25 protein-coding genes and 2 tRNA genes are annotated in these 24732 nt (G+C 67.2%); 17 read left to right on the top strand and 10 right to left on the bottom strand.

From position 1 onward, the window contains the following. Positions 1–373: hypothetical protein (locus tag D7Y11_RS12480; protein WP_233607269.1), on the top strand; the 373-nt coding region annotated here is incomplete at its 5' end. Between the two features lie 90 nt (positions 374–463). On the opposite strand, the gene D7Y11_RS12475 is transcribed toward D7Y11_RS12480, so the two are convergent. The 3 genes from D7Y11_RS12475 to D7Y11_RS12465 form a co-directional block, all read right to left on the bottom strand. Beyond that, a complete protein-coding gene (locus tag D7Y11_RS12475; protein WP_120581241.1) occupies positions 464–1495 on the bottom strand; it encodes a hypothetical protein in 1032 nt (343 codons plus the stop codon). A gap of 89 nt (positions 1496–1584) precedes the next feature. Next, the gene (locus D7Y11_RS12470) at positions 1585–2193 is read right to left on the bottom strand and encodes an isochorismatase family cysteine hydrolase (RefSeq protein WP_120581240.1); all 609 of its coding nucleotides are present in this window, start codon (positions 2191–2193) and stop codon (positions 1585–1587) included. 89 nt (positions 2194–2282) lie between these two features. Continuing rightward, on the bottom strand, positions 2283–3374 hold the full coding sequence (locus D7Y11_RS12465; protein WP_120581239.1) for a vWA domain-containing protein: 1092 nt from the start codon (positions 3372–3374) through the stop codon (positions 2283–2285). 187 nt (positions 3375–3561) lie between these two features. Between D7Y11_RS12465 and D7Y11_RS12460 the strand changes: the two genes are divergently transcribed. From D7Y11_RS12460 to D7Y11_RS12425, 6 genes are all read left to right on the top strand, one after another. Beyond that, positions 3562–4800: a styrene monooxygenase/indole monooxygenase family protein gene (locus D7Y11_RS12460; protein WP_126933794.1), complete on the top strand. Its 1239-nt coding sequence runs from the start codon at positions 3562–3564 to the stop codon at positions 4798–4800. Positions 4801–4889: 89 nt separating this feature from the next. Next, entirely contained in the window at positions 4890–6887 is a 1998-nt protein-coding gene (locus D7Y11_RS43810; protein ID WP_199753723.1) for an AHH domain-containing protein, read from the top strand. Continuing rightward, complete coding sequence (locus tag D7Y11_RS43805) at positions 6884–7534, top strand: hypothetical protein (protein WP_169832220.1); 651 nt, start codon at positions 6884–6886, stop codon at positions 7532–7534. The genes D7Y11_RS43810 and D7Y11_RS43805 overlap by 4 nt, the downstream gene beginning before the upstream one ends. Before the next feature lie 75 nt (positions 7535–7609). Next, on the top strand, positions 7610–8011 hold the full coding sequence (locus D7Y11_RS12435) for a hypothetical protein (protein ID WP_126933793.1): 402 nt from the start codon (positions 7610–7612) through the stop codon (positions 8009–8011). Beyond that, positions 8008–8787: a hypothetical protein gene (locus tag D7Y11_RS12430; protein WP_126933792.1), complete on the top strand. Its 780-nt coding sequence runs from the start codon at positions 8008–8010 to the stop codon at positions 8785–8787. Before D7Y11_RS12435 ends, D7Y11_RS12430 begins: the two co-directional genes overlap by 4 nt. 68 nt (positions 8788–8855) lie before the next feature. Continuing rightward, positions 8856–9485 carry a hypothetical protein gene (locus D7Y11_RS12425; protein WP_120577201.1) on the top strand — a complete coding sequence of 210 codons (630 nt, stop codon included), beginning with the start codon at positions 8856–8858 and terminating at the stop codon, positions 9483–9485. Between the two features lie 438 nt (positions 9486–9923). Here D7Y11_RS12425 and D7Y11_RS12420 read toward each other — a convergent pair whose 3' ends face one another. From D7Y11_RS12420 to D7Y11_RS12410, 3 genes are all read right to left on the bottom strand, one after another. Then, entirely contained in the window at positions 9924–12125 is a 2202-nt protein-coding gene (locus D7Y11_RS12420; RefSeq protein ID WP_120577202.1) for a peptidase domain-containing ABC transporter, read from the bottom strand. Next, positions 12115–13149, bottom strand: coding sequence for a hypothetical protein (locus D7Y11_RS12415; RefSeq protein ID WP_233607270.1), 1035 nt, complete (start codon positions 13147–13149; stop codon positions 12115–12117). Before D7Y11_RS12415 ends, D7Y11_RS12420 begins: the two co-directional genes overlap by 11 nt. 98 nt (positions 13150–13247) lie before the next feature. After that, positions 13248–13448 carry a herpeto-tandem family RiPP gene (locus tag D7Y11_RS12410; protein WP_120577204.1) on the bottom strand — a complete coding sequence of 67 codons (201 nt, stop codon included), beginning with the start codon at positions 13446–13448 and terminating at the stop codon, positions 13248–13250. 419 nt (positions 13449–13867) lie between these two features. Between D7Y11_RS12410 and D7Y11_RS12405 the strand changes: the two genes are divergently transcribed. The 3 genes from D7Y11_RS12405 to D7Y11_RS12395 all read left to right on the top strand — a co-directional run bounded on the left by D7Y11_RS12405 (position 13868) and on the right by D7Y11_RS12395 (position 14893). Beyond that, entirely contained in the window at positions 13868–14455 is a 588-nt protein-coding gene (locus D7Y11_RS12405; protein ID WP_126933790.1) for an NIF family HAD-type phosphatase, read from the top strand. 265 nt (positions 14456–14720) lie between these two features. Then, positions 14721–14796, top strand: a tRNA-Pro gene (locus tag D7Y11_RS12400). Positions 14797–14818: 22 nt separating this feature from the next. Then, a tRNA-Leu gene (locus D7Y11_RS12395) sits at positions 14819–14893 on the top strand. A gap of 21 nt (positions 14894–14914) precedes the next feature. Here D7Y11_RS12395 and D7Y11_RS12390 read toward each other — a convergent pair. Beyond that, positions 14915–15316 carry a hypothetical protein gene (locus D7Y11_RS12390; protein WP_120577222.1) on the bottom strand — a complete coding sequence of 134 codons (402 nt, stop codon included), beginning with the start codon at positions 15314–15316 and terminating at the stop codon, positions 14915–14917. 127 nt (positions 15317–15443) lie between these two features. Beyond that, a complete protein-coding gene (locus D7Y11_RS12385; protein WP_126933789.1) occupies positions 15444–16928 on the bottom strand; it encodes a hypothetical protein in 1485 nt (494 codons plus the stop codon). 93 nt (positions 16929–17021) lie between these two features. Here D7Y11_RS12385 and D7Y11_RS12380 point away from each other — a divergent pair, with 93 nt between their 5' ends. From D7Y11_RS12380 to D7Y11_RS12370, 3 genes are all read left to right on the top strand, one after another. After that, on the top strand, positions 17022–17681 hold the full coding sequence (locus tag D7Y11_RS12380) for a MarR family winged helix-turn-helix transcriptional regulator (RefSeq protein ID WP_120577207.1): 660 nt from the start codon (positions 17022–17024) through the stop codon (positions 17679–17681). Positions 17682–17776: 95 nt separating this feature from the next. Continuing rightward, positions 17777–18364: a protoglobin domain-containing protein gene (locus tag D7Y11_RS12375; RefSeq protein WP_120577208.1), complete on the top strand. Its 588-nt coding sequence runs from the start codon at positions 17777–17779 to the stop codon at positions 18362–18364. After that, positions 18364–18936 (top strand): redoxin domain-containing protein, encoded by a 573-nt coding sequence (locus D7Y11_RS12370; protein ID WP_120577209.1) that lies wholly within the window; start codon positions 18364–18366, stop codon positions 18934–18936. Before D7Y11_RS12375 ends, D7Y11_RS12370 begins: the two co-directional genes overlap by 1 nt. Before the next feature lie 98 nt (positions 18937–19034). On the opposite strand, the gene D7Y11_RS45165 is transcribed toward D7Y11_RS12370, so the two are convergent. Continuing rightward, positions 19035–20315 carry a collagen-like protein gene (locus D7Y11_RS45165; protein WP_233607268.1) on the bottom strand — a complete coding sequence of 427 codons (1281 nt, stop codon included), beginning with the start codon at positions 20313–20315 and terminating at the stop codon, positions 19035–19037. A gap of 207 nt (positions 20316–20522) precedes the next feature. Between D7Y11_RS45165 and D7Y11_RS12355 the strand changes: the two genes are divergently transcribed. From D7Y11_RS12355 to D7Y11_RS12345, 3 genes are all read left to right on the top strand, one after another. Then, on the top strand, positions 20523–21422 hold the full coding sequence (locus D7Y11_RS12355; RefSeq protein WP_120577210.1) for an aspartyl/asparaginyl beta-hydroxylase domain-containing protein: 900 nt from the start codon (positions 20523–20525) through the stop codon (positions 21420–21422). Between the two features lie 113 nt (positions 21423–21535). Next, positions 21536–22219 (top strand): DUF72 domain-containing protein, encoded by a 684-nt coding sequence (locus tag D7Y11_RS12350; RefSeq protein WP_199753722.1) that lies wholly within the window; start codon positions 21536–21538, stop codon positions 22217–22219. Positions 22220–22235: 16 nt separating this feature from the next. Further along, positions 22236–23117 carry an ADP-ribosylglycohydrolase family protein gene (locus D7Y11_RS12345; protein ID WP_199753721.1) on the top strand — a complete coding sequence of 294 codons (882 nt, stop codon included), beginning with the start codon at positions 22236–22238 and terminating at the stop codon, positions 23115–23117. Positions 23118–23121: 4 nt separating this feature from the next. Here the strand turns inward: D7Y11_RS12345 and rnhA are convergent, their stop codons facing one another. Next, a complete protein-coding gene (gene rnhA / locus D7Y11_RS12340; protein ID WP_126933786.1) occupies positions 23122–23589 on the bottom strand; it encodes a ribonuclease HI in 468 nt (155 codons plus the stop codon). Positions 23590–23644: 55 nt separating this feature from the next. Between rnhA and D7Y11_RS12335 the strand changes: the two genes are divergently transcribed. Continuing rightward, positions 23645–24700: a Gfo/Idh/MocA family protein gene (locus tag D7Y11_RS12335; protein WP_233607267.1), complete on the top strand. Its 1056-nt coding sequence runs from the start codon at positions 23645–23647 to the stop codon at positions 24698–24700. The last annotated feature ends 32 nt before the right edge of the window (positions 24701–24732 follow it).

Genomic DNA, 24732 nt, shown 5'->3' with positions numbered 1-24732 from the left:
CGGTGCCTGGCAACGGATGGCGACAGGCGTCGCCCCGTTCCACCCGCCACACCTTCCTGGAGCCGAACATGACGACCTCGACCGTTGCCGCCGTCCGTCCGCAGCCGAGCCCGCAGGCCACGCCGCCACCGTGCTGAGCAGCATCGCGCAGCTGGTGCAGGGCATCACGCAGGGCGTGCAGGGTGTCGCTGAGGGCGTGCAGGGCGTCGCGGGCGCGGTGGGTGGCGCCGCGGGCGCGGTGGGTGGCGCCGTGGGCGCGGTGGGCGGCGCGGTCGGTGCGGTGAGCGACGTCGCGACCAGCGTGCTGTCCCTGGCCCAGGGGCCGCAGCAGGACCCGACGGCCGGCATGAGCCAGGTCCCGACGATGGAGTAGTCCGCCGCACTGACGCGGTGATGAAAAAAGGGGTGACGGCGATGAGCCGTCACCCCTTTTTCGTGTCGTCACGGACGTCCAGCCGCCGCGCTACTCGATGGCGGCGACCTTGTCGTCCTTGCCGAACTTCACCCGCACCTTGGACGTCTTCGACTTCCAGTAGGTCCAGGTGCTGGATTGGAACGACGGCGTCTCATGCGCGGGCGGAGGGCCCCACGCCATGCGCACGGCCTCGCGGCTCATGCCGGGCTCCACTTCCGACGCGGAGACCTTCTTGCGGTCATCCACCGACAGCGCCTCCAGCTTCGCGGCCTGGTCGTCCGGCGCGAACGAAGCCTGGAACAGCTTCCAGGTCTCCGAACCCGAGCGCGAGTCGTTGGTGAACTCGAGCTCCGCGCCGGTCTCCACGACCTTGAACTTCACGGAGGACGAACCCTTGTCCAGCACCTCCACCTTCGCGTTGAACGGGATGATGGGGCCCTTGAGGTAGTTCACCCAGGACACGGTGCCGTCCTCGAAATGGAAGTTCGCGGTCGCGTGGTAGTAGGTCTTCTCCACCACGGGCGCGGGGGCCGGGGCGGCCGCGGGCTCGTCGCCCACCCGCACGACCTTGCCATCCGGGCCGAACTCGACCTCGAACGTGGAGAACTTCGAGTTCCAGTACGTCCAGCGGGTGCTCTGGAGCGAAGGCGTGCGGTGCGGCGGCGGCGGACCGGCCGTCAGCAGCACGGCCTCGCGCGACATGCCCCGGGCCAGCTCACCGGCGCGGACCTGCTTCTGCTCCTCGGGCGTCAGCGCGGCGATGCGCGGGGCCGGGTCCTGCTCGGCGAAGAAGCCGGCGAACAGCACGTTGATGGGCTTGCCCAGGCTCCGGTGCGTCACGAACCGGAACTCGGCGCCGGACTCGATGACCTTGCAGCGGACCTCGTCGCTGTCCCGCTCGAGGACCGCGACCTTCGCCCCCACGGGGATGGCCGCGCCCTTGCCGCGGTAGTTCACCGCGGAGAGCTGGTTCTTGTTCAAAAGGAAGTTGGCCTGGGCATACAGCACCTCGGCCTGGGCCCCCATCGCCGTCAACAACCCCAGCGCGAACACGGCGCTGAGAACATTCTTTCGATACACGCGAAAACCCCCTCGGGTCAGGCAACGGCGTGCTTCTAGTGGCGTCGCACGCACGGCCGCAAGGGGGTTCGCGCCGCTCTCCTCCGGCCCTACGCCCCCAGCATGCCAATCACTTCCGACGACGGCATGGGGCGCGAGAACATGGGGAAGTCATACTTGAGCGCGTTGCGGTGCTCCTCCGCCGAGGTGGCGGCGGCGCAGTCCGTGAGGGTGATGACGTCGAAGCCGTGCTCGTACGCGGTGCGCATGGTCGACTCGACACAGCAGTTGGTGAGGAAGCCGCCAATCACCACCGTCTTGATGCCCTTGCTGCGCAGGATGAAGTCCAGGTTGGTGCTGGCGAAGGTGTCCAGGCCACGCTTGCCTTCCACCACGATGTCGCCCTTCTGCGGCGCCAGCGCGTCGATGATCTGCGCGCCCCAGCTGCCCTTCACGAACGCCTTCCCGTCCACCACGCCCTTCAGGATGCCGTAGGGGTGCCGGGTCAGCTCGCCGTAGCCTTCCGCGAAGGTGATGGGCGCGTGCATCACCGTCACTCCCTTCGCCCGGGCGGCATTCACCACCGCCAGGGTGTTCTCCAGCATCTTCGTTTCGGCCATCACGCCCTTCACGGCCGGGTGCAGGACCCCGCCTTCGGTGGCGAACTCGTTCTGGTACTCAATCAACAACACGGCGGTGGTTGAAGGGTCGAGCAACATGGCGGACTCCGAGGCAAGGGGACCGGACCATTCCGGACGCCCGCCATGTTTGTCAGTCATTCCAACAGGCCGTCAAGCCATCCCCCGGCTCAGGCCGCGGCGCGAGCGCCGTCCCAGTCCTCCACTTCGTAGAGGAACTTCGTGCCGCCCTTGAGCTTGCGGTTGGCGGACGTGCTCTGGACGAAGACGACGTACTTCTCCAGGCTCGCGGGCCGGATGCGCACCGTCTCTCCTGGCGGCAGGCCGAGCATCTCCCGCGCGCGCTCGCCGCTGTAGAGGTCGCCGGACTTGCGGTCCATCAGCACCACCTCCTTGCGGCCCTGGATGGTCTCCGTCTTGGTGAACTCGTAGAAGCCACGCCCCGTCTTGAAGCCCAGGCCGTTCTCCGTCACGAACTCCTTGATGGCGCTGTCCCCTTCCACCTCCAGCACCTGGAAGCGGCCCGGAGGCACCGCGCGCAGGTCCGTCTCACCGAAGAGCGTGGACGCGGTCCGCTTGAGCATCGTGTTGAACATCGCGTTCAGGCCGCGGTTCATGCGGCCCTCGCGGGACACCTCCGCTTCGTATGCCTGGAGTTGCGAGTCCGAGGACTGCTTGTAGCAGACGGCCAGCAGCATGTCGGTGATGTGTGAGAACTGATCCAGGCTCAGGTGGAAGCCGCCCGACTTCTCCGCCAGCTCCTTGTAGAACGACGTCGCGTGACGGCGGTTCAGCGCCTGGACGCCATACACAGGCACGCCCTGCTCCCCCAGCGCGGCCACCTCCTTGCGCCAGTCCAGCTTCTTGGGGTTGTGCTGGGGCGGGTGCGGCACGTCGTCCCCAATGAGCACGAACGCCTTCGTGTAGCCCTCCGTCCAGGACAGGCTCCGGGCCTCGTGCAGCACCAATTCGTAGCACTCCGGCGCGTCACCGCCGCCCGTCTGGCCCACCTTCTCCACGAAGCGGGTGATGGCCTTGGCGTCGTCCGTGAGGTCCAACGCCTTGGTCACGTAGGTGGACTTCGCGTCACAGTAATCGCCGTGCGCGATGATGCCGATGCGGATGCCAGGGATCTCCTTCGTCAGCCGGGCCACGGCGGCCCCCAGCTTCTTCCGCACCTGCGCGAGACACGGATACATGCTGCCCGTGGTGTCAAAGCTGAAGACGACCTCGACGCGGTTATCAATCACAGAACTCGCCATGACGTGCTCCCCCTCGTTCGTTTCTCGCTGCGACAGGAAGAACAGTACTCGCGGGGTCTGACATGGAAGGGGGCTTCGGGGCGTCGGTTTCCGGGCGGCCTCGTACCGCCGTGCGTTGCCAGGAAGGGGCCCTCGTTTCGTAGTGTCCTGGCAGGGCGTGACGCCCGGACACCACCCAGGGGGGACCATGAGGAACATCGGCATCATCGGAGCGGGCCAGGCGGGGCTGCAGCTCGGCTTCGGCCTGTTGGAGCAGGGCTACGCGGTCACCGTCTACTCGGACCGCACGCCCGAGCAGATCTTCAACGCCCGGCTCGCCGCGACCACCTACCTCTTCGGCCGCGCCCACCGGTACGAGCAGGAGCTGGGGCTCGATTTCTGGACGGGCCCGGGGGAGTCCGCCCGGGGAGGGGACATGGACGTCTGCGCGGCGCCGGGTCAGCGGGCGCTCCGGGTCCAGGGGCGCATCCTGAATCCAGGCAAGTCCCTGGACCTGCGGGCGAAGTACTCCCGCTGGCTCGCGGAGTTCGAGCGGCGCGGAGGCACCGTGGTGGTGCGGGACGTGGACGTGGAAGCGCTGGAGGCGCTCGCGCCCGGGCATGACCTGGTGGTGGTGACGACGGGCCGCAACAGCTTCACGCGGCTGTTCGAGCGGGACGCCGAGCGCAGCGTCCACACGCAGCCGCAACGGAACCTGGTGGCAATGATTGTCACCGGCATGAAGCCGCTGCACGAGACGCCCTACCCCGCGCTCAAGTTCATCCTGACGGCGGGCCACGGCGAGTACTTCGCCATGCCGTACTTCGACCGCATCCGGGGCCCGCTGAACGGCATCCTACTGGAGGCCATCCCCGGCCAGGGATTGGACCGCTTCGGCGGCGTGAGCACCGCGAGGGAGGCGATGGAGCGGATGAAGCAGGTGCTGCGGGACTTCTCACCGTGGGTGGCGGAGCGGCTGGAGGGCGCCAGCATCGTGGACGAGTCCTCCTGGCTCACCGGCGCGTTCACGCCCACGGTGCGCAAGCCGGTGGGGCGGCTGCCCTCGGGACGCACGGTGATGGGGATGGGGGATGTCGTCATGCTCAACGACCCCATCGCGGGCCAGGGGCTCAACAGCGCGTCGAAGCAGGCGCACGCGATGACGCAGGCCATCCTCGAGCACGGCGACCAGCCCTTCACCCCGGACTGGATGGAGCAGACCTTCGAGCACTTCTGGCGGACGGAGGGCCAGTTCATCACCGCGTTCACCAACCTGCTGCTCCAGCCGCCACCGCCGCACGTGCTGCGCTACCTGGGGGCCGCCTCGGCGATGTCCCCCCTGGCCGACACGTTCTTCGACAACTTCGGAGAGCCGCAGCGCTTCTGGCCTTGGATTGTCAGTTCTACGGAGACCGAGGCGCGCATCCAGCAGGCGGCCGCCGCGTAGCGGCTGTAAGTCTTTGTCATTCCCACCCGGCCGGTCCTTCACTCCCGGTCGGGGTGGCTGAATCCTGTCAGTCCCGAGACGGGGGGGACATGACGATTCAATTCGGATTCATCGACCAGGGTGATGGCGCCAACCTCCGGACGCTTCCCGCGGAGATGAAGGGCTCCACCTGCCTGACCCCAGCGCCGCTGCCTCCGGGCACGCGGGTGAGCGTCATCCGGGACCATGCCCAGGCGCCTGGCTGGTCCTACGTCTCCACCGTGGTGGGGGGATACCTGCTGCAAGGCTACGTGCAGACCTTGCGCATTACGACGCAGCTGCCGGAGCCCGCGGCGACGCTCTATCAGGTCCGCCCGGGGAACCGCCTGGAGCCCATCGCCGCGCGCATCTACCGGCAGGCCATCCAGCCGGGGCGGGACCTGCGCTTCTACGAGAATGTCATTCATCACGTGAACGTGAAGAGTGGCCGCAAGGGGGTCCAGCGCATCGACGGTGACGTGCGGCTGGTCGCGGGTGAGCGCATCTGGCTGGTGAGCATCGCATTCGCCAACCAGATCCAGGGAATCGTGTCGAGCGGCTCCATCACCCACGAGGCGATGGCCAAGGCACGCAAGGCCGCCCGGCACCTGGAGGACGTCATCACCTCCGTGCGGCAGGCGGACCAGTACTTCGGAGAGGTCACCGGGCAGTACGGCCAGGCCATCCTGGACAACTGGCTGGAGATCTCCGCGATGGTGGTGGGCTTCATCGCCGCGGAGGCGCTGTCCACCTTCCTGGCCGCGACGCCCACCGGAGTAGGGCAGCTCGCGGCGGCGCTCATCCAGCTGGGCCTGGCGGCGTTCGGAGCCCATGGACTCATCGAGGCCGGAGGAGAGGCCCTGAAGCACGCGCAGCTGTGGCTCACTCAGGCCTGGGAGGCCAACGGCTCACCGGAGAAGCTCAAGGAGGCGAGCAAGTCCTTCCTCCGGATGCTGGTGAGCATCGCGATGGCGGCGCTGGCGCTGATGGGCGTGAAGACCAACGCGGGACGTGGGCTCAAGCTGATGACGTCCGTGAAGATCACCCCACCCCGCATCTACATGATGGCGGCGGCGGGTCCCGGTGGTGCCTACGCGGGCGTCCCCGTGTTCCAGCCGGGATCCATCACCGCCGCCCCCTCCATCCCGCTTCCCTTCAATCCCTGGGGAGCCGGCACGCCGTTGCTGTCGAAGGCGGTCACGGAAGGCGGGACATCAAAGTCGGACCCCGAGCCCAGCCTGACCGAGCGCATGCTCAGTGACGCCGAGTTGGAGAAGCTGCTGGAGAAGCTCCCCAACTGGGACAAGCTCAAGGACTTCGTCGGCCGCCGCATCGCGCAGGAAGGGACGCCCGAGTTCAACGCGTTCAAGAAGGAGCTTCAGGCCGCTGGTTACCGCCTGGAGAAGTTGAACACGGGCTCCCAGCCCTATCGGCTGAGCCGTCCGCACGGAAAGGCACTGGGCGACGAGTACGGGGCGCTCACGGTGACCGAGGACGGGCTGGTGGTGCTCAAGGTCGGCAAGGGCACGCCCCGCCTGAGTGTCTTCACCCGCTACCGGAAGAACTACCTGGACTGGGTGGAGAAGACCCAGGGCCCGGCGGCTCGGGCGGCGGCGGAGGTCCGGCTCTCCGCCGGCCATCCCATGCACCACCTCATCCCCGACGTGGTCGCCCAGAGCCACCCGCTGATTCGCACGGCCATGGAGCGGCTCAAGGGCTATACGATTGACCGGGGGTCGAACATCCTCGACATGCACTCCGGGATCAACGTGGAGGGCCAGCTCATCCACTCGGGCAGCCACCCGCGCTACAGCGATTTCGTGCGTGCCCGGCTTGAACTTGGCTGGAAGAGTCTGTCCAGAAAGGGCCCCCCCTCCAGTTGGACGCCCAAGGTCATCGAGGACGCGATCCTCAAGGTCGAGAACGAGCTGCGCCAGGCCATCGAATCCGGGAGCCTGAAGGAGCCGGCCATCAAGGTGTTCCAGGAGCAACGCGGCGGTAGTGTGCTCACGGGGAAGAAGCTGGCGTTGCTGGAACTGTCCTCCCGCGAGGAGTCACACACCACATGATGTATGCATTGTCGACGGATGTCTCCCATGCCAAGGAGAATGCGGATATCTACGACGCTCATCTCATCGAGTTCGACGGTTTCGAGGACGTGACGTTCTTCGATCCCGACATCGGATATCAGAGCCAGCAGGGCGCACCCGGGGTCATCGAGTACTATGGCAACCTGGAGTGGATCGCCGGACGCGACCACCTGTGCACCACGTCCATGGGGTGGTTGCTGCTCTCCCGGCGCATGGTGCGAGTGCTCGAAGAGGTGGGCCCGTTCCGCCACCGCCTCATCCCCACGGTCATCTACGCGGAACGCATCAAGCACCTCGTGTACAGCGGATATCCCCGGAGGAGGACCTGGTATCCGGTGACGGACCCTGCGCTGAAGAACGAGGACTTCGTCATCCTCCAGTTGCTGGAGCGGACCGACTGCCTCGACCGGGAGCGCACCCTCGTGAAGGGCGTGCCCTTCCACCAGTGGGACGAGGAGCTTTTGGGCGAGGATGACGCCGAGCCACTCGTGCTCCGCCCGCCACCCGGAGGCTTCCCTCCCGTGTTCTTCGTCCCCGAGCTGGCCTTCTACTGCTACACCGAGGAGGCGCGTCAGGCGTGTGAGCAGGCGGGACTGAAGGGCCTGTGGTGGCGCCCCCAGCCTTGAGCCCGGACGCGCCCGGGGCTGACTTGGGGCGCGAGTCCGTCCCCCTCTAGGATGACGCTCCCATGGGGACGCAACATGAGTGGTGAGGGCTCGAAGCCCGTCGCGGCGGTGCTGGTGGGGCTGACGAACTTCCGGCTGGGCCGCATCCTGCTGTGGACCACGACGGTGTTCCTCGGGCTGCTGGCGCTCGTGCCGGGCCCTGACAGCGGGACGCTGTGGCGCATGACCGCCATTCCGGGCGTGCTCGCGCTGATTGGGACCGGCACCGCGTGGTGGAAGGAGCGCCAGAGCTCCCGGTCCGGCCCCATTCCGTGGCTGCTGCCCCGGCTGGCCGTGGGGGGCGTGCTCTTCGGAGCAGCCGCGCTCCTGATGTGGTGGCGGCGCCGGCGCGAGCTGAAAGCCAGCGAGCCGGTATCGCCACCCTCCGCGGAACAGGTGGACCGGCGGGCTGCCGCCGAGCTGGAGCGCTCGTCATGAGCCACGCGGCATTGCAGCAACGGGACGCGGCGCCGCTCGAAGTGCCTCCGCGTGAGTCCATGGGAGGCATGGCCCGCGCGGGCTTGCGGAGCCTCCTCTCGATGGTGCCCGCGCTACTGGGCTCCGGTGTGATGGGCGCGCTGAAGGGCTTCCTCCTCTTCGGGTGCTTCGGCCTGGTGCTGGCAGGCGTCTTCGTACTCGCGCCGCGTTGGACGGGCGCGACACCAACGCCCTCCTGGCTGAACTACCTGAGCTTCGTGCTCACACCCCTGCCCCTGGCACTGGCTGGGGGCTACGTCTGGATGCTCCACGGGGTCAGCTCACGGCTCGCGAGCGAGGTCCGGGCGCGAGGGCTGATGGGCTATGCGTACGCCATCCTCAAGCCCGCGACGATGCAGGTCGCCCGACGGTTGCGCGGGGCCAGCACGCCCAGCCGCGCGGAACTCACCCGGGCCATTGAGGAGTCGGTGGCGGAGCGCATGCGGGAGCCCGAGGAGGAGCGCGAATCCGCGGCCTCCCGCGCCGGATGGCTGGAGGGCTTCCTCATGGACCAGTCCCGCCGGGTGCTGGGGCTCATCGCCCTGCGCGCGGTGCTGACGTCGTCGGACGTGCCTTCCGCCGTGCGGGAGCTGGAGATGTTGGCCATCGATCGATTGGAGGGAGTGTTGGAGGAGACGCTGGAGGACCTCTTCTTCCTCCAGATGGTGCTCACACTCTGCGCGGGCATTCTTGTCGCCTCGTTGCCCACGTTCCTGCTCCTCTTCCTGCCCCGCTGAGCGGAGGCCCGCCGGCCTCTGCTAGCCTCCTGCCGTCCCACCAGGGTGGGACAGGAGGCGACGCCGGGATGGACTCACTGGACGCGCGCATGGAGCGGCTGGAAGGCCGGCTCCGACGATGGCAGGGCCTCACCCTCGCGGCCTTCGTGCTGGCCGGGGTGGGACTGGGAAGCGCGGCCCTGCGTGACGAAGCGACGCAGGAGCATCCGGGAGAGCTGGTCGCATCCCGGCTGGTGCTCAAGGACGCCAGGGGCCGCACACGGGCCAGCCTGGAAGCGAACCGCCACGGCGGCGCGTCGCTGGTGCTGAACGACAGCGAAGGCCGTCCCCGGGCACTGCTGGGTGTGGGCGAGGACGACTCGCCCCGGCTGCGCTTCTCCACGGCGGAAGGCGAGTCGCTGGCGGAGCTGATGGTGTTCTCCGACGAGGCGCCGCGACTGACGCTGTCCAAGTCCGGGGGCGCGGAGCTGTTCTCCGTGGGGCTCCAGGTGGACGGCTCGTCGCGACTGGAGCTGGCGGACGTGACGGGACGCCCCCGCGCCATCCTGGGCGCGGATGAAGAGGGCTCGCCTGGCCTGCTCCTGGTGGACCGTCGCGGCCAGGCCCGCGTGGAGCTGCGCGTGGGCAGCACGGACGAGGCCAGCCTCGTGCTGGAAGGCCGCAACGGCCAGGTATTCCGAGCGCCCGGCGTGCAGTGACGCCGAGGGCTCCATGCCGACAGGACTGGTGACACCCTCACGGACAGCAACGAGGGGCGGATTGACGTCCGTCCACTCGCTTCAGTCCGCAACGGAGTCAGAAGAGGTCTGGCCCCGGCCCTGAGGGCGACACGCCAAGAGCATTTCCTCTGCACGTTCACTCAGGCCATCGTCAACACGGCTCTCCAGACGATCACCCTTGTCTCCGAACGGGCACCCACACCACGCAGTCCAGAGAATCACGCAGCAGGGCGCAGGTCCGCAGACGGAACAGGTCTCATCTCCTGACTCTATCGGCGCGGCCGCGGAGGCATTCGTCTCCTCGGCGAATGCCGGGCTCATCGTGAACACCGTCAGCAGAACCAGGACTCGGGAGAAGAACGAGGTCAATGCCATTTTCATCACGCACCCTTTCGGCAAGATAACATCAACACTTCATCACCCACTCCCCACCGCACGACTGAGTTCCGGGGCGGGCTGGGTCTGGATGCCAAACAGTCGCGCATACCTGCCTTGCGCCTGAATCAGCGCATCGTGCGTCCCCATCTCAACCAACTCTCCTTGATGGATGACCAGAATACGGTCCGCTCGGATGACCGTGCTCAGGCGGTGAGCGATGACGATGGTCGTGCGCCCCTGCCGATCCTCCTCAAGCGCCTGGAGAATGGCCAACTCCGTGGCACTGTCGAGATTGCTCGTTGCTTCGTCGAGCACAAGGATGGGAGCTGACTTCAACAGCGCCCTGGCAAGCCCCAGCCGCTGCGCTTGACCCGTGGAGAAGTTGTCCCCCCCGGTGGAGACCTGGGTCCTGTAGCCCTGAGGCAAAGCCTCGATGAACCCTGATGCGTTAGCCAGACGTGCGGCGCGGGCCACCTGCTCATCCGACACCCCCTCCTCCAACATGGTGAGGTTGTCCCGGATGGACTGTTGGAAAAGCTGAGGGCCCTGAAACACGGCACTCATGTGACGCCGCAACTCCTGCGGGTCGATGTCACGCGTGCTGTGTTGACCAATGAAGACATCACCTTGCTCGGGCAAATAGAGCCCGACGAGCAGATTCACCAGCGAACTCTTGCCAGAACCCGTCTCTCCGACAATCGCCACGGTTTCGCCTGGCTCGATCGTGAACGACACGTTCTTGAGCACGGGCCGACGCGCCTTGTAGCCGAACGTCACGCCCTTGAACACAACGCGTCCATTGACGTCTACCTGGGGCACGGGGGGCGTTCGGGTCCTATCGCGCTCTATTCGCAGCGCCAGGATCTCCTCCAGTCGGCGCAGAGAGATGAGCGTCCCCCGAAGATTGGCCATCATTGACGGGAAACGCTGGACGGGATTGAGATAGAAAACCATCAACCCGAAGATGACCAGCAGTTCGCCAGCAGTCATGTGGCCCTGCAAGACGCGCGAGCCTCCATGCCAGAGGACGGTCCCCACGACCATGGACCCCGTCATGAATCCCCATACCGACGGCAAGACCAGAGCCCGTCGACTCCGATATCGTGCCGACACGAGTTCCGAGAACCGTTCCATCAGCAACTTCCGGAAGCGCCCCTCGGCGGAGGCAGCGCGAATGATTCTCAAACCCTCGAAGACGCCAACAAGCTGGCTGGCAAGCTCATCACTGCGACTGATGGCATCCAGCTGAGCTTCATGCACGACGTTGCTGAACAACCCTACGCCCAAGAGAACCAACGGGACCGCGGCGAGAGCGATCAACGCCGAGCCCGGGTCATGGAAGAAAATAACCCCCAGCGCCAGCGAAAACATGAGCACATCATTGAGAAGGGTCAAAGCCATCTCGCTCATCGACAACTGGATGTTCTCCACCTGGCCGACGCGCATGACCAGAGAGGACACCGAGCGTGTATCGAACACCTGCAGCGGAAGCTCCAAGAGGTGGCTCAGATAGCGCGCACCATAGGCTTCGTGAATCCGTCTTCCCACGCCAGCCGACAGCCACAATCGCTGCAACTGCAGGCCGCCCTGCAGCACGCTGGCTGCGACCAGTGCGCCACCGAAGAGAGCCAGTTGCCCGTGCTCCTTGCGCGGTAGCAAATCATCGAGCAACGTCCGAAGGAAGAAGGACGCCAGCCAGCCTAACGCGGTCCCCAGAAGCATCAGCCCGAGCCCAAGTCCCAGTGGGATGAGATACGGACGAATTAGATTCAGGCTTGCGGCAAAGGGCTTGAAGTCTGGCGCTCGTGGCTGGAAGGAAGCGGTTTTCAGGTACTCGACCACGAACCCACTCCAAGTGGATTCGACCTGCGCGCGGGTCATCCGCCGCAATCCCCGATTGGGGTCGAGCACTTCGACCTCTGCGGAGCTCCAGGAGCGCAAGACCACGAAATGCCCCTCCCGCTCGTTGAGGTGAAGAATCGCGGGAAGCACGAGCTGGTGGAGGCTCTCGTAGTCAGCCCTCGCGGGGCGCGCCTCCAGACCAATAGAACGGCCACCGTCGCGCAAGCCCGCCAATGAGGTGCCATCCCGGTCAGTTCCCACCAGGACGCGTGCCTGCTCCAGCGACAGATGATGCCCGTGGTAGGCAGCCAGGGAGGCAAACGCCGCTGCACCACAGTCCCGTCCGTCCGCGATGCGGACCCAGGGAAGCCGCCTGTAGACTCTCCACCTATGCAGCATGGGCAGCTGGAACCGTATAGTTGGTGCGGCCTGCAACCAGCATCGCCGCAAGACATTCGTAGATGGGCAGTCGTCCAAAGTGGGCGATCCAGTCAAACTGACCTGCTGGATTCACTTCCAGAAAAACGTACTCCCCCTCAGGCGTCACAATCATGTCGACGCTCCCAAAGACCAACTGAAGTCGTCGCATCAAAAGAAGGAGCTTCTCTTCAATCTCAGCAGGCAGGGAGTAGGGCTCATATTGGACGGATTGATTCACAGCACGGCGCCAGTCGCTGCGTCCACGTTCGTTCTGTTGGGAGTGAATGGCGCACGCGAACACCTTTTCTCCAACGACCACGATCCGGAGTTCCAGGGACTTTTCAACGTAGGGCTGGAAGATTCCCGGAGAGGGGATGAGCCCATCCCGTTCCTCGAGGTCCTCCTCCTGAACGCGGTTGGTATAGAGGCGTGCGACGCGCGCGGAGGCGAGGTCGTGCACGTCTTTCAAATCGACATAACTGGTGAACGGTTTGTAGATCCCCTTTCCCCCCTGGGAATGAATGAACTCCCTGGCCAGCGATAGTTTCGCAGTGTAGAGCGAACGAGGAATGCGCAGCCCGCATTGAGCCGCGACCAGGAGCTGGCCGCACTTCTCCTCGGCGGCTCCGCCCATTGGCGCAGGGTTCACGCAGAATGTATTGCTGTATTTGAGCGCGAGGACCAGGGACTTGTGGAAGGAGCGCCATTCAGCGCGGAAGAACTTCCAGTCGGCAGGACGTGCCGCCAGTTCCGTGAGTCCTGGCTCGTCATGAAACCGCTGCCAGGATCGCCAGAGCCACGCGGACTTCAGCTGGGACAGCTCGAAGGTGCGTCCACCCACTCGCAGGATGCAAGAAGGACCTTGCCCATCGAGAGCTAGCGACACCTCACGCCCCATTGCCGTTGGGTCAAGGACCAGAAACTCTTGCCCTTGGTCCTGTAGGACTCGCGTGAGGCGAACCACAGTAATGTCTTGCGCGAAATGACTGAGGATGAGGATCATGAGGCGCACGGGCGGATTTCAGGTGTACGCATTGAGGCGGGATTTCCGAGTCAATGGCGCCGTTCCAAAGGCAGGAACGGCACCGGACAACCGTGGAGCTAGGGCTCGAGCTCCTCTTCCCCATCCGCGTCAATATCACCGCAAGAACGAATGGTGATAGCCAGCTTGGGGGCAGCTTCCTGCGCCATCCCCACGACACCCTGGCAGCCAACAACATCCATCAGGGTCGCCTCCTCTTCTTCGATGTATTGAAGACCGAAGATCGGCGCCTTCTTGTTCGCGGCATTCAGCATTGGCATTCAACTCCCGGTTGAAACGACCTTGGGCTGCGACTGGGCGTCGGCGGGCCTTGGCTTAGCCAAAACTTCACCTCAACCCGAACAAACTGTCTTCCAATCATTCACCTCAAACCAGAACCTCCTGGGTCCCAGTCAATTCTAGACAAATCAGAAACTCTTCAGGTTGGACGCAGTCGCTTCTCCAGGACACGGGGCGTCCTGGCATGAGCACGATTCGCCCGCAGGGCACTGGACCGGGTCATTGGCCACCTGGAACTGAACAGCCCCACCCATCTCTGAGGAGCATGATAGAAATTGGAGTTTTCGGAATGAGAGGGGGCTGGCAGGGTATTGAGCCACCCCTCAAGGCGGCGTGAAATGACACCGCGTCGTCATTTCCCGGAGCCGTGCGGCGTCATCACCGGGAGGGAGACCCACCGGTGACGGCGCCCACGGACCGCATCCTGTTGATCCTGGACCTGGATGAGACCCTGGTCCACGCAAGCGAGAAGCCCCTGGCCCGGGAGGCGGACTTCCAGGCCCTGGGCTACTTCGTCCACGTGCGTCCGCACCTGGAGCCCTTCCTGCGGGAGTGCGCCTCCCGCTTCCGGCTCGCCATCTGGTCGGCGGGGGCTGACAAGTACGTGGCGGAGCTCGTGAAGCGGATGGTCCCGCCGGAGCTCGATCTGGACTTCGTCTGGGGGCGGAGCCGCTGCACGTATGGGTTCGACCGGGCCGGCGTCCAGCGGGATGGGTTTCTCGATCCGGATGCGCACTACGGCTGGGTCAAGAAGCTGCGCAAGTTGAAGCGGCGGGGCTACCAACTGGAGCGCGTCCTGATTGTCGATGACACGCCGGCCAAGTGCATCCACAACCACGGCAACGCCATCTACGTCCGCGAATACGAGGGCGAGGCGCACGACACGGAGCTGCTCGACCTGGGCCGGTATCTGAAGACGCTCGCGGACGTGGACAACGTCCGGTGCATCGAGAAGCGCAACTGGCGGAAGCAGCTCTGTCAGGACTGATTTTCCGCCGCGTCCCTCATCCCCGAGAAAGGAGTGTGATGCCCATGACGAAGCGCGACGAGCCGAACCCCAACCGCCCCACCGACATGGAGCCCACTCCAGACAGCTTGGAACTGGCCATCGCCTCGTTCCACGGCTGTCCGCCCGGCACCTGACCCACGCCGCCACCCGGTAACACCGGGACGGGCATGGACAGAGGCCGGGCTCCCGAGGGGGGACCCGGCCTCAGTCATGTCCGGGTCCTCCCTCGAGGACTCAAACCCATCGGGATGTAGCTCAGTCTGGTCAAGAGCGTGCGCCTCGGGCGCGCAAGGTCGCTGGTTCGAATCCAGTCATCCCGACTTCACAGCCAAGACAGCTCACGCCGGGTTGGCCCAATCAGGTAGAGGCGCCGCGCTCAAAACGCGGAGGTTGCGGGTTCGAATCCCGCCCCCGGCACACGCCCGAGCCGTCTGACGCCTACTCGAGTTGGAGGCCGCAGTCGCTGCAGGCGCCCGCCACCAGAGGGGCGGCCGTTCCGCAGGCCGGGCAGGGAGGCTCTCCCTCTTCCTCGGTGGCTTCTGACGAGGCGGAGGGCATCAGGCGGGGAGCCACACCCTCTGGCATCAGACCCTCGCGGCGCACCGTCTCCAGCCATCCCTGCTGGAGCAGGGCGGCCACCCGGGGCCCATCCTCGGGCCGCACCAGCACCTGGAACTTCGGAGAGCAGCCGACCTTGCCGCACGCCTCACGGTGGACGAGGGCGGGGACGTCCGCGTCCAGGAAGCCCTCCACCATTCTCCGGGCGTCCGCGAGTGACAACTCCGCGCACGGCACCAGCTCCGAGTCCGCCAAGGTTCTCTGCACTTCGTCTGGGGTCATGACGGCCGTGATTGGACCTCGGATGTGCCCCCTCCGTCCACCGCGCCTGCTGCGGAGGCGGGAGGAACTGAAGGCGAGCGCGGTCCGAAGCGTCATGGCCCCCGTCATCACCTTTCCACGAACCGCATTACGAACCGCAGCCGCGCGCATCCTTCCGGACGAAGACGCGGACAGGTCCCGGGTCCGCCACTTCCTCGAACCGGGAATCCCCCTGGAGCGTGTCGAGCAACGCCTCTCGTGAGGCCGCGCCCAGGAGGAGCGTGTCCACGCGCGGAGGCACGAGCACGACCTGCGCCCGCTCATAGTGGTGCAGGAGGAAGCGGTCGTAGCCGTTGGGCACGAAGACGATGGAGCGGAAGTCCGTGGCCACCGCACGCCGTGAGGCACACGTCTGGACCTGACGCGCGAACGCCTGGCGGAAGTCACCATCCACCGGTGGCATGGGACGCAGCGGCGGAGACCCGATGGTCCGGTCGAAGCGCGCGACCTGGAGAATCGCGAGCACGGCGAGCAGCAGCGCCGGCACCGTCGCGGTCCAGGCAGGGACCCGCCCGCGCGCGAGCACGCCCTTCCACACCTCCGCGAGCCACCCGAAGCCAGCCGCCGCGCACACGCCCAGCCCGGGTAGCAGGAAGGCGGAGTTGTAGAACCAGAGGAGGCGCTTGTCCGGCGCGTCCGCCATGAAGAAGAAGGTGCCCGGAATCGTGCTGACCAGCGTTGCCGCGGGCGAGAGCAGTTGGAGCCACCAGAAGCTTCGCTGGAAGACCACCAGCCCACTGGTGGCCACGTCGTGCACCACCCTGCCGGGGTCGCCCAGCGCGGTGAAGGCAACCTGCCCCCACGTGCTGCCGTAGTGCGACCAGAACCGCGTGCCCGAAGGCGTCCCGAGCGCCGGCAACACCACCGCGACACAAAGCGCGAGGTAGCCAAAAGCCAACGCGGACACCCCAAGCGCCCTGCGCGTGAGCAGCGCTCGCGGAGGACGCGCCACCGCCGGCAGCAGCAGCAAGGCCGCTGACTGGAACGCGAGGAACAGGCCTCCATCCGGACGCACGCCCAACGCGAGCAGCGCCGTGGGCACGATCCACCGCATCCGAGCCCCCCGCAGGAGCATCACGAGCACCGCCGTGGAGCCCAGCTGGAAGAACACCTCGAAGTGCGCGGAGAGCGCGACCGTCTTCACGAACGGATTGAGCGCCAGGTACAGCGTGAAGGCGACGGAGGCCCACGGCCTCCAGGCGGCGGGAAGCAGCTCCTTTTCCTCGACCATGCGCTCGAAGAACCAGACCTGGAGCGCGACCGCCGCGTACAGCGCCACCAGCCCCAACAGGATGAACAGGAACTGCGAGTCGCTGAGCAGGAACAGCGGCGTGAGCAACAGCAGCGTCGGAGTGAAGTGCACCGTGAGGTGGTTGAAGCCCCCGTCCGTCACCCAGAAGGGCCGGCCCCGGTGCACCGCGTTCGAGAACAGGTCGTTCAGGAGCGCGAGGTCGTGGAACGCGAACACCCCACCCCGGAAGGCGCTCCAGACGCAGACCACGGTGTAGATGAACAAGGCTCCGAGCACGAGGTGCCAGGCCCGGAACCGGCGGGTGAACGCGAAGGGATGCAAAGCGGGGGGACTCTGCCACACGCCCACGGGAAGGACACGAACGCTCCGCCCGGTCGCCTTGACAACTTAGGAGTCCTAACTTACATCGAATGCATGACTGGGAAGCGACCGGGATACTTCGACGAGAACAGCGAACCCATCGCCGCGCGCATCGCGACAGGGCTCCACAAGATCGGGCTCGCGATGAAGCAGCAGTCGTGGCAGCAGGCGAATGGAGCGGGCCTGTCCGCCACGCAGGGACAGATTCTCGCCACGCTGGTCGCGAACGGCCCGCTCACCGGCAAGGAGTTGAGCGAGCGCCTCGGCGTGACGCTTCCCACCATCAGCGACTCCGTCCGCGTCCTCGTCGAGAAGGCGCTTGTCACCCGCTCCGCGGACCCGAGGCACCCCCGCGCCAGCCTCCTGACCCCCACGGCCACGGGCGCATCACTCGGGGCCCGCGCGCGTTCCTGGCCGGAGTTCATGGCGGACGCGGTCGCGGACCTCTCCCCTGAGGAACAGCGCGCTTTCTTCGCCGGCATCGTCAAGATGATCCGGATGCTTCAGGAGCAGGCGCTCGTCCCGGTCACGGGCATGTGCGTGACCTGCACGCACTTCCGTCCGAACGTGCGCCCGGGTGCGTCTCCGCACCACTGCGCCTTCGTGGACGCGCCCCTGTCGAGTGAGCAACTGCGCCTCGACTGCCCGGAACACGAGCTCGCGGCGGAGTCCGCGCGACGCGAGGTCTGGGCGCAGTTCATGCGTCGCGGCTGACGTCCCTGCGTCTCGGACACGAATGAACACGGCTTTCCGCGGCCACTCCGGCCGACGGCAACGGCGGAGCTCTGCTCCCTGAAGGAGAAGGCACCATGAGCAACATCCCCGGCTATACCCACGGCACCGCGTCCGTTTCGCGCTCGCCGGTATCCCTCAACGACTTCGAACAGATGAAGGCCAGCGTCCTGTTCGGCGAAGAGGACGTGAAGGCCCTCCGCATGTCGCATGACATCGTGAAGGGGCGGACCGAGGCCATCCTCGACGTCTGGTATGGGTTTGTCGGGAGTCAGCCGCACCTGCTCGCCTCGTTCAGCGGAAAGACAGACGGCAAGCCCCTGGGTGACTACCTCACCTCCGTCCGCAAGCGCTTCGCCCAGTGGATCCTCGATACGTCGAGCGCCCGGTACGACCAGGCCTGGCTCGACTACCAGCACGAGATTGGCCTGCGCCATCACCGGGCCCGGAAGAACAAGACCGACGGAGCCCCTTCGACGGACCTCGTGCCCTTCCGCAACCTGTTCGCGCTCATCTTCCCGGTGACCTTCACCCTGCGCCCCTTCCTGGCCGAGCAAGGCCACTCCTCGGAGGACGTCGAGAAGATGCATGCCGCGTGGGTGAAGTCCTGCCTGTTGCAGGTGACGCTCTGGGCCCATCCCTACGTCAAGGATGGGGACTTCTGATGACTCCGCGCCCCGCACCGGCCTGGCGGACCACCGACTGGCTCAATACGCCAGAGCCGCTCACCCTGGAGCGACTCCGCGGCAAGGTCATCCTCCTCCACGCCTTCCAGATGCTCTGCCCGGGCTGCGTCGCCCGGGGCATTCCCCAGGCCCAGCGCGTCGCTGAACTCTTCGCGGGCGCGCCGCTCGTCGTGGTCGGGCTGCACACGGTCTTCGAGCACCACGAAGCCATGAAGCTCGAGTCCCTGCGGGCGTTCCTCCACGAGTACCGGGTGAGGTTCCCGGTGGGCGTGGACGCACCGGGCGAAGGCGGCGACCTCATTCCACGGACCATGAGGGCGTACGCCATGCAGGGAACGCCGACGACGGTCCTCATCGACGCGCAGGGACGTCTTCGCCGGCAGGTCTTCGGGATGCACGACGACCTGCAATTGGGCGCTGAGCTGCAGACCTTGCTGCTCGAGGTACAGGGGGGGCCCGCGTCCGGCGTGCATCGGCCTGCGACCCGGGAGTCCTCCGCCGTCTGTGACGACAGCGGCTGCGCCGTGCCTTCGGCGGCCACGCCAGCCTGACCGTCGCCAGCCGGCCTCCTCGCCGCGAGCAGGACTCCGCGGCGAGGACGGCGGTCTCTTCATCCTCGCGGGCCGGGATACACCCCTCCAGGGACTCGTCACAGGCAGTTGGAATCCACGGGCAGGGTGTCCTGCTGCACGGTCTGGAAGGTGAACAGGCACAAGGCGCTCGCGCCCTGCTCCACGAAGACCCTGCCGTAGAGCTTCGCGTGGCCCAGCCGCGCCGTGCTCCCCGCCTTGAGGTACACGGCCGTTTCGTAGCCTTCGATGGAGGACTGGTCGATGCCCATGCGGACCCCGGGCGTCGGTGCCGGGAAGTCCGCGTAGAGGCCGAAGGCCCCCGTGCCGTTCCCCTTCAGGCGGCTGGAGCGCACGGACACTCCGGGCGTCTCCGCGTGCAGGGCCGCGGACAGCGTGGCGCCTCCGCTGAAGACCTCCGAGTCCACGATGTCCACGTCCTGGGCCGCCGCCTCCACGCCGAAGCTCCGGGCGCCGTTCGTCGCGCTGGCATTGATGAACACGCGGCGCAGGACGCCGAAGTTTCCGGCCACGCCCACGCCAATCACAGACTCCACCGCGCTCGCGGTGCCCTGGACGACGGCCTTGGAGTCCTCCAGCGTGATGCCCACCTGGTCGAACGCGAACCCCATCACCCGGCCCCGGTCCGACGACGCTTGGGATTCGACGCGCGACAACGTGATGCCATTGGCGGACTGGTAGTACACGCCAAAGGTGAGGGATTGGCCCGCGAGCGCCTCCGCCCGGACTTCGCTCACCGCGAAGCCGTCATCCCTGTTGAAGATCGCCACCGACCGCGTCCCACCGCCCGTGTTGCTCACGGAGAGCAGGCGCAGCCCCGCGCCGGAGGCGCCCACCACCGAGCCATCCCCGGCAGTGGAGGACGTGATGCGAGACACGCCCACGCCGCTGCCCTCCAGGAACACGCCCTGCTTCAGCACCAGGCCCGCTGTCCCCAGGTCATAGGTGCCGGCGCCGAGCTTCAGCACCCACGTCTGCGAACCGTCGGAAGGCACCGCGTCCACGGCGGCCCGGAGCGCGGCGCCGGACTCCAGCGCGGTGGCCTCCAGGGGGATGATCCGCACGCGCGCGGCCAGCAGCCTGTCCGTCCCGGAGCTGCCCGGCGCGCCCGCGGGCCCGACGTCGCCGCGAGGCCCCTGCGCTCCCGTGGCCCCCGTTTCACCCTGAAGACCTTGCGCTCCCGCGAGCCCGACGTCACCGCGCGGCCCCTGCGCTCCCGCGGGCCCCGTTTCCCCCTGGAGCCCTTGAGGCCCTTGAGGCCCCACGGTGCCCTCACCCTTGCAGGCGGACACGAGCAACACCCACGGCAACAGCGCACGGCGGACAGACGAAAGACTCAAGGACAGCTCCCCCTTCGGACTTGAAGGAGCACAGTCTGTCCGCTCGCGCGGGGGCGTTGGAATGGGTCCGCCGTCACTCAGTCCACGAGCGTGGGTCCGGAGATGTCCATGCACTCCAGCGAGACATTGTCGCAGGAGCCGCCGCGCTGGACGCTGCATTCGCCGCCGGGCTATGGCTTGCGTCTCCCCAGTCGGAGGCAACGCACCATGGTCGCGCAGACGTCGCCGCAGGAAATCACCGCGCAGGTGCGCCAGCGCATCGTCGACCTGGCCCGGCAGGGCGGCTACGTCGACGCGGTCCTCGGCGCGGGGCCGGAGCTGGAGCGGCTGAAGCACTACCTGCACATGCTCATGGGCCAGGTGCCCGCGCCTCCCGCCAGGCCTGACCAGTCCCCCACCATCTTCCCGCCGTTCCCAGGACTGGATGAGCACCCGTGGCGCGACCCGCCGCCCCCGGCCGCGAAGGCGCTGGAGGGATGCCTGGCCGCGGTGACGCGAGACATGGAGCGGCTGGAGAACGCAGACCTGCTGCACTACGACTCCGGCATCGTCGGCACGGGCCACTGGTCCGTGCACCCCATCTACTTCGGCGGCGAGCGCACCGACCGTCTCTTCTGGCCCCAGCTCGCCATGGAGGAGACGGCGGCCGCGGTGCGGTCACTGGACGGCGAGTGCACCGACTTCCCGCTGGCGGACGTGCTGTTCTCGTCGCACGCGCCCGGCACCACGCTGACGCCGCACTGCTCGTGGGACGGCTTCCGGATGCGTCTGCACCTGGGGATCAAGGTGCCGGAGGGCTGCGGCATCCGCGTGGGCTCGGAATCGCGGCACTGGCAGCCGGGCCGCGTGCTCACCTTCCACGACTCCTTCGAGCACGAGACCTGGAACCGGGGCACCGAGCGCCGCGTGGTGCTCATCGCGGACTGCTGGCACCCCGGCCTCACCCAGCCCGAGCGCGAGGCCCTGCTCGGCCTCACGCGCAAGTTCGAGGTCCGCGCGATGCTCGCCCAGCTGCGCGTGCCGGAAACCATGTCCGAGCCGCTCCTCGTCCGCTTCGCTGAACAGGAACGCACGGACGCCCAGGTGCGCCGCTTCTGGCGCGGGTGAGGGTGAGCATCGTGCCGGCCCGTGCCTGGCTTCTCCTGGTGCGACACGGACCTTCGAACCCCTCTCACGAGCGCTGCCGGGTCGGCTGTGCCGGCTGGAGCCTGTCGAGCGCGGTGGGTGAACACTTCCCCACGACGGGAACCCACCTGGAGCGCTACGCGCGCGTCCTGCCAGCGGTGGAAATCAACTCCTCCTTCTACCGGCCGCACCGGCCCGGCACCTACGCCCGCTGGCGCGACAGCGTTCCAGAGACGTTCCGCTTCGCGGTGAAGGTCCCCAAGGTCATCACCCATGAACTGCGCCTGCGCGACGCACGCGAGCCGCTGGAGCGCTTCCTGGGCGAGGCGGGCCACCTGGAAGCCAAACTGGGATGCCTGTTGGTGCAGCTGCCTCCCAGCCTCCAGCACGAGCGTGAAACCGCCCGCGCGTTCTTCCAGTCCCTGCGGGAGCGGACCGCGGTGGACGTCGTGTGCGAGCCCCGGCACCGGACCTGGTTCACGGATGAGGCCCGGCAGGTGCTGGACGACGCACGCATCCGTTACGTGAGAGCGGATCCGCCCGCGGTGAGCGCGCCCCAGCCCCCCGACGCGGAGGTCGTCTACTACCGGCTGCACGGCTCGCCGAAGATGTATTACTCCGAATATTCCCAGGCGTACCTGGAGGCACTGGCCGTGGAGATTGCCGGCCACGAGCAGGCCGGTCGCCGGGTGTGGTGCATCTTCGACAACACGGTGGAAGGCGCCGCCCTGCCGAATGCACTATCATTGCTGCACTGCGATGAGCGACGCCCGGAATGAACAGACCACCGCACGGATGACCCGTGCACTCGTCTCGCTGGACGGCGTGTCCGTGGGAGATGCCTTTGGCGAGCGGTTCTTCGGCCCGCACGAGCTCGTGCAGCCCTGGGTGGAGCAGCGGCTCCTTCCGCGAGCACCCTGGGGCTACACCGACGACACGGAGATGACGCTTTCCGTTGTCCAGGTGCTGGAGGACCACGGCCACATCGACCCGGACGCGCTCGCACTCCTCTTCGCGAAGCGCTACCGCCGCGACAAGAACCGCGGCTATGGAGGGACCGCGCACGACATCCTGTGGAAGCTGGGGCTCGGGCTGCCGTGGCGTGAAGTTTCCTCGGAGGTCTTCGAGGGCCAGGGCTCCATGGGCAACGGCGCGGCCATGCGCGTGGCGCCCCTGGGGGCGTACTTCGCGGGAGACATGAGCCGGGTGGTAGCGGAAGCGCGCGCGTCCGCGGAGGTGACGCACATGCATCCGGAGGGACAGGCGGGTGCCATCGCCATCGCGGTCGCCGCCGCGTGGGCCTGCCAGTGGCCCCAGACGCGCGGCTCCGCGATGGAGCTCTTCGACACGGTGCTGGACTGCACGCCCGCCGGAGCCACGCGCCAGGGACTGGAGAAGGCGCGGGCGTGGCCGCGGGACACCAGCCCCTCCTCGGCGGCGCGCACGCTGGGCAGCGGCCAGAAGGTGCTCGCCGAGGACACCGTGCCCTTCGCTGTGTGGTGCGCGGCAAGGCACCTCGACTCGTTCGAGGAGGCCCTCTGGTGCACCGTGGCGGGCTTCGGCGACCGGGACACCACCTGCGCCATGGCGGGGGGAATCGTCGCCCTGAGCGCGGGGCGGTCATCCATTCCCGCGAAGTGGCTCTCCGCGCGGGAGCCCCTGCGCCGACGCGTGTAGCCCCCTACCGTCCGAGCCGCGCCGCCAGCTCCAGCCGGGCCGCCACGGCCAGCGCATCCGCGCGGTTGTTCTCCACGTCATCCGAGTGGCCCCGCACCCAGTGCCACGTCACCTGATGAACGCGGACGGCTTCCAGCAGCTCGCGCCACAGGTCCGCGTTGGACACGGCCTTCTTGCCCGACGTGCGCCAGCCATTGCCCTGCCACGTGTCCAGCCACTTCTCCGCGAAGGCGTTGCACACGTACTTCGAGTCGGTGAACACCTGGACGCGGCACGGCATCTTCAGGGCCTTCAGCGCGACGAGCGCCGCGGTCAACTCCATCCGGTTGTTGGTGGAGTCCGCCTCCGAGCCCTGGAGCTCCTTGCGGTAGCCCTGGCGTTCAGTGGCGATGAGGATGGCGCCCCAGCCTCCCAGGCCGGGGTTCGGCGAACAGGCGCCATCGCAGTAGATATGCACGAGCGGGAGCGACATCGGACGCGCACCCTACTCCATCCGCCTCCGGCGTCCCGCGGCTAGAGTTGGGTCCGTGAGCGCCTTCCCCTCCACCCTCCCCCACGTCGAACCCATCCCCTTGCGCGGAGGGCGCGTGCTGCGCTGGGGCGTGCTCGCGCCGGGGCGGATCGCCGGGGGCTTCGTCTGGGCCCTGCACCGGCACACCGACCAGCGCGTCCACGCGGTGGCCTCGCGTGACCCCGAGCGCGCCGGGCGCTTCGCCGCGCAGTACGGCGTCCCTCGCGTCCACGAGTCCTACGAGCAGCTCGTCGCCGACCCCGACGTCGACATCGTCTACGTCGCGTCTCCCCACAGCGAACACAAGCGACAGGCATTGCTCGCCATCGCCGCCGGCAAGCACGTCCTCGTGGAGAAGCCACTCGCGCTCGACGCCTCCGAGGCCCGCGACATCGCCCGGGCCGCTCGCGCCGCGGGCGTCTTCGCCATGGAGGCCCTGTGGTCGCGCTTCCTCCCACAAACCCTGCTCATCGAACGGCTGCTGCACGACGGCGTGCTCGGCGACCTCCGGCTCGTCATGGCGGACTTCGGAGGCTGCTTCGACTTCGACCCCGAAGGCCGCGTCTTCAACCCCGCGCTCGGCGGTGGCGCACTGCTGGACATCGGCATCTATCCCATCTGGCTCGCGCACCTCGTGCTCGGCCCACCGCCGCACATCCACGCCACGGGCACCCTCACCCAGACAGGCGTGGACGGACAGGCGGCCCTCGTCCTCACCTACCCCACGGGCGCGCAGGCGCTGCTGCACACCACCCTCTTCGCGGAGACACCCCAGGAGGCCGTCATCGCGGGGACGCACGCGCGCCTCCAGATCGACTCGCGCTTCTTCACCCCCGGCGGCTTCACGCTGAAGGCCGCCAGGTCGGACCAGCGGCTGCGCTGGACCGACCCGTCCGGCATCCACGGCAGCGAGGGTCTCGCCTGGCAGGCGGCCGCGGTCGCGCTGCACATCGCCGAAGGCCGCACCGAGTCACCGCTGCATCCGCTCGAACGCAGCATCGCGTTGCTCGAAACCATCGACGCGGCGCGAAACCAGCTGGGCGTCAATCGTGACGGGACGCGTCGGAAATAACCGCAAACGCCACAAAACAAGCTTTCCTGTGA

The organism is Corallococcus sp. AB018, from assembly GCF_003986945.1.
GTDB classification, from domain to species: Bacteria; Myxococcota; Myxococcia; order Myxococcales; family Myxococcaceae; genus Corallococcus; species Corallococcus exiguus.
This window is presented reverse-complemented; position numbering and strand designations above follow the sequence as displayed.